This window comes from Sulfuriflexus sp. (assembly GCF_032250955.1).
Classification (GTDB): domain Bacteria; phylum Pseudomonadota; class Gammaproteobacteria; order AKS1; family AKS1; genus Sulfuriflexus.
Genome location: NZ_JAVVES010000009.1, coordinates 46,255 through 55,780 on the forward strand (window position 1 = coordinate 46,255; position 9,526 = coordinate 55,780).

General features: G+C 53.4%; 3 protein-coding genes. All 3 read right to left on the bottom strand.

Annotated elements, in window-relative coordinates:
* Positions 1-79: 79 nt before the first annotated feature.
* A complete protein-coding gene (mads8, locus tag RQ738_RS02745) occupies positions 80-5,521 on the bottom strand; it encodes a methylation-associated defense system ATP-binding protein MAD8 (protein ID WP_314161845.1) in 5,442 nt (1,813 codons plus the stop codon).
* Positions 5,518-7,200, bottom strand: a complete 1,683-nt coding sequence (gene mads7 / locus RQ738_RS02750; protein WP_314161846.1) for a methylation-associated defense system protein MAD7 — start codon at positions 7,198-7,200, stop codon at positions 5,518-5,520. Before mads7 ends, mads8 begins: the two co-directional genes overlap by 4 nt.
* A partial coding sequence (locus RQ738_RS02755) for a serine/threonine protein kinase (protein ID WP_409929516.1) occupies positions 7,190-9,526 on the bottom strand: 2,337 nt, incomplete at its 5' end. The genes mads7 and RQ738_RS02755, both read right to left, overlap by 11 nt.

Here is a 9,526-nt window from a genome sequence, read left to right on the forward strand (position 1 = left end):
TTCCTCCGTATGCAGCTCTAACAAATCTACTGACCCTGGCACCGGCGCCTTTAGGTTTTGAAATCCTAGTACTTACTCCTTACCGGTCCACAGCCGTTTTAGTGCTGCCACCGTGTTGCGTAATGCGAGGACGACACTTAATCTTCACTGCGCCCCGGGTAAAAGAGTCGTCTGATGCCTTGCTCGACCAAACATAGGCTTCACCCGTACCTAGGTGACTCATCTTGTCTGAAGTCAACTCTCCGAGAGCAGCGTTGGCCTTCTGGATATGTTTAAGCCATGCCGGAGAATTGAATTTGTGCATAATGATCTGCGAAGACAGCTCAATCAACGACACGGGGACCGATGGTGGATCTTGGGATGCCACCATGATGCTGGTTCCCTTGTGTCGCATCTCGCGAACAACTTCAACCAGGCCAGAAACCAAATCATCGTTCTCGATGTACTTATGGGCCTCGTCGAAAACAACCAGCTTATTGAAAGCGCTCCCCTGATAGGTAGCCTCGGAGAATATTTGCAACATCACCACAAAAAGACCAAGCGCCTCATCTTTCTCGATGTATTCGTCGCGCAGGTCTACGATGATCAGGCGACCAGGGCGAATCAAATCCTGAAGGCACTGGCTGTCATCGACATATTCACTGGCAAACAGCAGTCGCGTCTGAGCCAGTTCCTTCAAGTGGTCAGACAAACCGGAATTATCAATGCCGGAGCGAAGCGCGTCCAAGGTCAGGTTATCTCGGAGACCGCGCATGATGAGATTGATCTGGCGCATGTACATGCTTTGGCTGCCGATGGCTCCCATCAGGAATTTCCAGTGAGCAGCCTTTAGCTCAGAGGCTGAGAAGGCAATCGGTCTCACTTCGATGTCGGGGTACTCGGCCCTGCGATCGTCCACCTTGTTCGCAGGGGTAAGAATCAGCACATCCTTCAGAGCTTCCGGATTGGCCTTGTAACGCTCACGAAGGATGCGGACCTCCTCATCCACCGTGTTGGCATTGATCATCGAGGTAAATTCAGGCGCATAATCCTGAGTCGGGCTGTAATGAAAGATGACTGTGGCAAGCGGGCTTGGCAGCACATTGATATGCTGGAGTGGCATGGAGGCCATCTCGATCACCGTTCCAAGGGTGTAGCTCTTGCCACCGCCTTGAACGCCAAAAAGACTGATCGTATGGGTGTGGTTTAGATCCAAAGCAATCTTTCTGCCGGACACTTCCCCAAGTAAACCGTACTGAGGCGACTCGCCGTTCACTCCAAGCATAATGTCGTAGCTAACATTGGCAGGAGGCGTTGGCTCCGACACAGACTTTTGTGTCTCATCCTCCTTGGTTTCTGAAAAAGTATCCGGCACTGCCACCGCGGATTGTTCCTCATCCTTCTCATCCTCTTCAGAGACGACAGAAACTTCGTGGGCCTGGTCGACAGGCTCAGGTTCTTGTTCCGACCTCTCGGTTACAGATGCAGGTTCTTCCTCCGCTTCGGGTGCAGACGGTACCTCGGGTTCCTCCCAAAGTTCATCCACGGTCCAGGATGTTGATCTCTCGCGTTTGGGTGCAATAAAGGCAGCCGAATCGAGTTTTGGAACATTTGGGATGAACTGTTCACTGAGAAGATTGGAGGTGTGTTCCTCTTCAGTTTCAACGGACACAGGCTTACGGCAGTTATCAAGAAGAGCATGAATCAGGTCCTTGCCTATGCGGTGAAATTCAATGCCCACCTCGTTGTCGGGAGCCTCGGTTCCTGCCTTGTCGAAGTCAAAGATCAGAGCGCAGCGTCGAAATTGCAGCGAGTAGCCTTGTTCGATGGACTCGAGCAGGCCTCGCGCTTCTTGCGCGGCGGTAATGTCAAAGATGCCATAACGCAGGGAACGCTCAAGATAGAACCGAAGAATCTGTGCCAGTTCCCGGCTCTTCAGTAGCCTGTCCGGACGGTCTGGATTTTTAAGTGCCGGATCAAAGTGACGCTGAAGAATGCGCTCGCTTTGATTAATTTGAGATGAAATCCTCTCCTTGAGCTGGTTGAAAGCCGCAAAGTCACCCACTTGCGAGTAACATTTCACCTCGATCAGGTTGCAGGTGATGGTTCTGTCTGTAAGGTCGATGTCGAATAACGCCAGATCGGTGCGCTGAAGACTGATCGCGTCGTTGACATCGTCAGTTTCACCACTGGAACGATAGAGGTCTGTATGAGCATCCAAAGGTACAATGACCTGGTTGCTCAATGCTCCCTGATACTCGAGGTAGAGCCGAGCCAGGGCCAGACCGAGGGCTTCCGCCTGCTGCGTCGGTGCGGAGATCAGCTTCAGTGCAAGCTGCCCTGACAGAGAACGGAGATTCGCCAGAATCTGAACCGATTGCTCGCCATCGGCCGACAGGCCGTGTCCGAGCAGAACCGGCTTGAGCATTGCCTCGAGTTCATCGTTGGATCGCGAGGAAATGATCAGGTTGTGCGTCGCCTGCGAACTGGCTCCCGGGACATAATCAATGAGGTAATCCGGCCTGTTTTTCCGCCCCCCATGATCAAAGAATTCAATCCCCATATTGCGATCAATGGTGAATACCCAGTCACTGATCTGATGGACTTCATAGATCAACTCACGCTGAGCAACATCCAGTCCCAGGGTAATGACGGGTACCGCTTTGAAACTGGACCCGGACGCAGCAACGGCTGAAGTTGCGAAACAGAGATGGCGGCTCAGAGATGAAAGCAGGTCAAAACAGGCTGCCTGGCTATCTGAATTGAGCGACCGACCGACTACAGGCCGCTTGTTCCAATAGGTCCCGGAATCATCGTCAACATACTCGGTGTCGAAATCCTGTATCAGTCCATGGAGCGGTGTGATCCCCATAGGCTTCTCAGCAATCGAAAGTTCCTCGGCGGGGAACACATCCAGCAATACGCTGATGTGGGCAGGAAATTCCTTGGCGTTCGCATGAAATTCGGAAATCGCGTGCTTGGCCAGATTGAGCTTTGAAAACAGATGGCTGCCGGTGGAGGTCGCAAAAGCATCAGCCGCCTCGTTGACGGTGGCTCCCGGACGAACCATCGATTCAAGAGACTCGCCTAGCACCGGAGAGTCAGGGTCCGACGTAAACAGGCGGATATCGTAGCGAAGGTCAGCGTGTTCGCGCTTCTGTTGCAGCGATAATAAGGCATCCGCTATGACCGACCCTGCGCCGGGATTAAAGACATTCAGTGACAACTCGCGAACGTAAGGATGCTGAGAGAGATACCGTTCAATTTTGTCAGCGATCACCTTGCCGCTAATGTCTGCGCCCGCTGCCGAGGGTTCAGCCAGGCCAAGAGCGGAGCAGATTTCCGCCATCAGTCCGCGTGAGTTTTCCTCCGTCGTCGGCGCGTACAATGCCCAAAAAGCATTTAGATTGTCGACCGGGGTAAAAATGCGTCCATCCTCTACAGGAACTCCGACTGGATATGCCGATGGCACTAGCCCATCCAAAAGAGCAGACCTGACATGCGGGATGTGGCTCTTCCCGCCCGCCTTAATTTTTTCAAGCCAGTCCTTGCCCAAGGCCACCCAACTGCTTAGCCATAAGGCGCGAAGTGGATGCGTCGGTGAGACCAGAACCGCCTCACGATGCCTGCCTCGGAAGTCTGTCAAAATGACGTGAATGGAGTCCACGGCAAGCACATTGCGGAGTGCCTGAAGATGCTGCTGGCGTTCAGCCCCGGACGTCGTTTCCGCCTGTCTGATGAGATTTCGAACCAGGTCGAGGTAGGCTTCGGCATAGGCCAGGCACTCCCTCTCGGCATCTCTGAAGGAGAGCCCCTGCATGATCAATTCAGCGGTGTCTTTCCTTACCGCTGCAAACATCTCCTCCCGAGCGGCCAGGAAAGATGCCATGGCTGCTGATGAGGGAAGAGTCAGTCCAACCTCTGAAGGAGGTTCGGCAGTATCTAAATTGATCTGCATCCTCCAGCCGGATGGATGTTTGGGCTCGGCCAATATCCTCTGCTCAATCGTTTTGAGCATACGTGACAGCGGAATCTGCACCGCGCCTTCACGACCAAACTTGGCCAACAGTATTTCTTGACGTGAGGCCTTTTTCGAACGACCCCCTTCTGCCCAAGCGACGCTGCTCAAAGCAATTTCGTCGGGTTCACGTTCATCAGCAAGGGCGGTGAGTTGCAAGCGAAATCGGGCGTGCTCGAGACTCTGCTCAATAGGGATCGCCCGCTGAGGTGGTTCCTCCTCAATACTCCCGCCAGGAAGGACGTAGAAAGGTTCACTCTCATAAGAATTGGCGGACTCAGAGCCAGAATCCGTTTCCAGCGGAATCGGATCGCCATCAGAGGTCCAAGGAAGAACCCTGATGAAGTGCCATCCTTCCTCGAACTCGATCTTATTGAGTTTTGCGAGGTTGGTCGTGCACTGCAGACGGTTCGGCGTCCAGGCTTTCACCTTCTTGGATTTTCCGACCGGACCATCGTTCTGTGAAATGATTTGGACCGTAAAATGATCCAAACCGCTGACTTTTCCTGGATGAGGATTAACCTCAAAGACCACATTCATCTTTCTGCGGTCGTTGGGAATCAGAATTTGCTGTCCGATGAGTCCGGATAACTGATCGTCGACTTCATCTTCCTGCACGACTGGTAGATCGGTTTCCAGAACTGTCAGCAAAACCTTGTCCAGGGAGAGTTCTTCCTGGAAGGTCCACTTGTCAAACGAAATGCTCCACCAACTCTTGTCCGTCGCGATGGGGGGTGTCCATACTTCCGGTTCCTGAATGTCGTATTTCTCAAAGTATGTGAACAGGCGCGACTCAAGGGTCTTGTCGCTGAGCCCCAGGTCCGCGATGCGTCCTCGCACGGATTTGTGCGAAACCATCAGATTCCGGACACTACCAAGGTTCCGCCTGATCTTGCCGGTGACCATACCGGGATCGGCAAACAGCTTGAAGTCCGGAATCAGCGTCAGCTCATACAGGCTGGCACCGAGTGTTTCACCGTCAATACCGTTTTCCAGCGCCGTGAGCAGGTACCTCGCGCGGGCAACATCATCCGCGAACAGCCATTCCGCTTCGGACAAGATTCCGAAAAGATCACGTACATGAACAACCAGGGTAGCTGGAAGCCGGTCAAGTAAAGAGTCAATAAGATCTTCGTAAATAGCTGTGAAGGTCAGTTCCTCGAACGTCGCCACTCCAAAAGAATCTTCAGCGCTGGTACGCAGTGAAGTTGGGATAAAAACCAGCAGCGGTTGACGCAACTCACCATTTGCGCCAGGGTTCCGCAGTTCCACCAGCTTCGTAGAGGTTACTCGGTAAGGCAGACTTTCCTGATCATGGCTTCCAAGGATAAAAATGTTGCCATCTGGACGGGTCCGGCGCAGCTCCTTGCAGACTGACTCCATAACTGCATCATCGAGATCGGTGACGCGCATGCAGTGTCCTGGGCCACGATCACCCAGAATTCCATCGATACGTGGACACAGCAAGCCAGCGACCGCCGCGTTTAATTTATCCTGAAATAGCTTGATGAACGCATTACTCATCCGCGCCTCCCGTTCTTATCTGATCCGTTATTTCCCTCAATCGTATAGCGCGGCGATACCTTCTGAGTCACATAGGCATCCGACAGATCCTCGTAGAAACCAATTTCGCGCAAACGTCGCTTGAAGGCCTCAAGGTTTAGGCGTAGCGCACGTCGATCCAGGATGCTGCTATTGGCCTGCCCGCTTTCTGGAAGCCGCTCGATATGGAGGCCGTAGCGATTTCTCAGGAAAGCGAGCAGCTCCTCGATGCGAACTTCCCGAGTTACAAACCGGCCGCCGTCCTGGGTTAGAACGGCCACCTGTAGGAGCACCTCAAGCAGTTTGCTGCCCAGTACAAACCGGCGCGGACTTCCCTTGGTCCGCGGTTGAGCCAACAAACCGGTTTCCTTGTTTTTAAGAAGCAGAGAGTCCAAACACTCGGTGATGTACTGACGGTGATATTTACCCCGATACGCCATCAAAATCTCGATGAAGGATTCGAACTCTCCGAGGCCCATTGACATTACATCGCGAATTTCCGGATCGACATCCTCATTGCCCGCTGAGGACTCTTCAATCAGACTGGCTAGGCGGAATTTGAAGTAGGCCTGCCGGTCTGAATCGTGATCAGGCTTCAGCAAGGAAACCAGATCACCCACGGAAAACACCCCATTGGCCGGCGAGGCAAGCTTGCCTGTTTTCTTGCTCAGGTAGTCCGCCATTTCATCGAGCTTCTTGACGACGAAATTGGCTTGCACAAAGGCGGGGATCTGGCGATACAACCGGTCGGTAGATTTTCGAGCCAACTCAGCCATGTGTGGGTTACTCACATCCCCCATATCCACCACCAGTGCAACTCGGTAGGGACAGCCTTCGAGCGCATTATCGAGTCCAGGGTCAATCGGGCATTCCGTCGTGCTACAAAGATCATTACCTGAGCGTTGCTTCACCAACTTGGGTAACATTTGCAGAAGTTTGAGATGATAGAGCGCCTGATGAAAGGCCATCAGGGTCTTGAGATAATCCACCAGTACCGAGCGCGGAATGTATGGCTCGTAGGCCAGTAGCCGCAGGATATCATCGGCCATAATGTCGGCCTGACCGATGCACAGCGGCTGGAACCGCGAAGGCTCCTTAGAATCCTTCGTGTCCTGGGTGACCTGGTGATCCAAGCGTAAGATTGCCTGCGTCTCCACATCGACAGAGGAGCTGGGATCGTAGCGGTCTGTTACCAGATCGATTCCTGGGAAGAAGAATCGCTTCAAAGCATCGCGGGCGGCCTGACCCTTGCCTTTTCGGGCGTAAAAAAGCATCCAGTAAATCTGTTCGGCAGCACCGTAATCGCGGGTGTGTTTGGCATTACGAAATTTATAAGTGTTTCCATGCAACGGCCGTGGTGCGGCGAGGGCTTGATTGCTCTTCCCTCGGTTAACCATATCCATCAGATCCGTTTCGATCCAGCTACGAACGATGTCGGGGTATTTATCAAATCCCGAGAACCACTCAGGGTGTTCCAAAAAATCTTCCAGGAACTCATCCACGGAAAGGTCTCCACCTCGCGGAGGTCTCCTACTTCCCCAACCATCGTATTTCAGCCGAGGAAAAAGCATCGTAAGCACACGATCCATTTCAATATGCTTGAAATCAACGTAGGAAACTTTCGGAATTCTGAATTCCTTATCACGTCCTTTAATTGACATGGTAAGAGGCTCCTTTTTCTGAGACCTGCATACTCAACACGCCGTCGTCCTTGCGACTGATTTCGTAAAACTTGTGGCCAGCTTTGGTTAATAAAACCTCCTTGTACGGCACAGATGCCAGGAGATTCTTGAAAACCGCCAGGCTCAGATAGAATCCTTCTTGCTCCTCTATGCTTGGCCGGTAACCATTATTCAATCGCACCAGCATCTCGTAAATATCGAGATTGATGCGCAGGCTGGCCTTGTGACCATCGCCCGAGTCATAGAACAGCATCAGTGCTTGAGAAAGGCATTCCAGGAAAGGATGAGCTGACGTTTCCTGCTCGGTGCGGAGCGTGAAGCGCTCCCCATCAAACAGCCGGTAGCTACGGATGGTGCCTTTATCCACCTGGCGGACGCGCAGCGCCAACTGGTTACCCAGCCGTGCAGGATCACTGAGTCCTTCACCCCGGTTGATCGCGCGTAGGATTGTGGATACTTCTTCAGTGCTTTTCTTGCCGGGTTTTTCAATTGCATGCAAGAATGGATCGATGCTTTCGTAGGGCAACATATCTTCCCAGTGATCGTCCCGGCGCTCGAAGAAATGGCGGCGGCGCATGTGCGAGAGGTAATTTCGGTGTTTGCCGATCAACCGGGCGCGATTCTTCGATGAATAGTCTCGGGGTAGATGACTGAACAATGTCTCGATCAGCTCTTCATCGTAGTGACCGCGTTCGTCAAAGTTAAACCGGGATGGCTTATGGACTTGTGGCGCCAAAAAGCCAAGCTTTCCGTCAAGTTCTGGGTTGCTGACCTCGGCAACATCAATCTCGTGAAGTAACGAAATCAAACGATCATTAGAACCTTCCCGGCCACCCAGCCACGAGTTGAAGTAGAGCCCATCAAGAATACGGTTCTGGTTCTTCTCACCACCATTCTGGTAAAGCTGATGAATGCCATCGCAGTCGCGTGTACCCACCAGCATGAATGCCAGCGCAGAACGCAGATCGCGCATCGTAATGTGCAATCGGCCACGCAGATGGGTAATGGTGTAGAGCATCTTTAACCGCTCAATCACCTTGGGTCCAGAAACCGGGTCTTGGAAGGTTCTGGCATTGTGGTAGGCGTAGCACTTGCCCTTGAGGTCGCACTTTTCGCAAGCCTGCCAATATTCCTGCTGGGACATGCGAGTGATCAGTCGCTCCAGGATAGAAGGTTGACCTTCCTCGGGCTCGGCAACCACCGAGCGCAGGTTGAGGTTGATCACCGCGATGCCATCTTCTGGTGCAGCACCCGTCAGCCCTTGCTGGATCTGCTTGGCAAGCAACGGAAACTCGTCTTCATGCTCCAGGAAAAAATCGACCAAGCGACCTTCGTTAATGGCGATCAGGCGGGTTTGACTCTCCGGCCAGCCTGAGTTGTCTTTACCCGCGAAAGGACCGAAGAATTTCTGTAGCACGGCATCATTACGCTCATCGCCCTCATCCTGGCTGCCGTCGTAATTGCTCTGATAGGTGTGCCCCTTAAGCTGGAACACGGCACCGTTCGCGCCATGCTGCAGCTGTGCACCCTTGCTCTCGGCGAACGCCTCGAACTGCTGGATGAAGGCGGTCTTTCCATCACCGGCATTACCGCTGATGATCACCAGACGGAACTCACCCTTGAGCAGTGCGGGTTTGAGCTTCTCATCCAGGTAGGTCGGCACATAGGTCGCCTTGCCAACCTCATCCAGGCCACGGGTGCCCGCGTTGGAAACCTGGCTCTGGCTATACACGGTCAGCAAATGCATGACAAAGGGGTTGGTATTCGGTTCGGTTGGCTCGAAGCCTAGCTTCGCCACCGCCTTCAGCCCCACACTGATCTCGCCGGTGGTCAACACCGAGCGGTAACGCTTGACTTCAGCCAGGGCCAAAATGAATTCTTCCACCGAGGCAAAGCGATCCTTGCGTTCCGGCGCAACCATCTTCACCAGCACATTGATCAGTGAGGTGCTCAACTCGGCGCAGCCCTTGAACTGTTTGGGGTCCTTGGGTTGGGTCTTGATCGGTGGCGTGGGTTCGTCGAAGGGATATTTCCCGGTCAGACACTCATAGAAAGAGATGCCCAGGGCATACAGGTCGCGATCCATCCGATCCGAGGCATCCGGCTCGGACAAGTAGTCGTAATCCGGCGGCAGATAGCGGCGCGTTCCGCCACCGCCCTGAACCTCGTCGTTCTCGGTGACTGCGACGTTGAAGTCGATGATGCGAACGCCCTTGTCTGTCCAGAGCAGGTTGGAAGGCTTGACGTCCTGATGGTAAACCCCGTGTTTGTGCAGGTGGCCTAGTCCTTCAGCGGATTCGCGCAC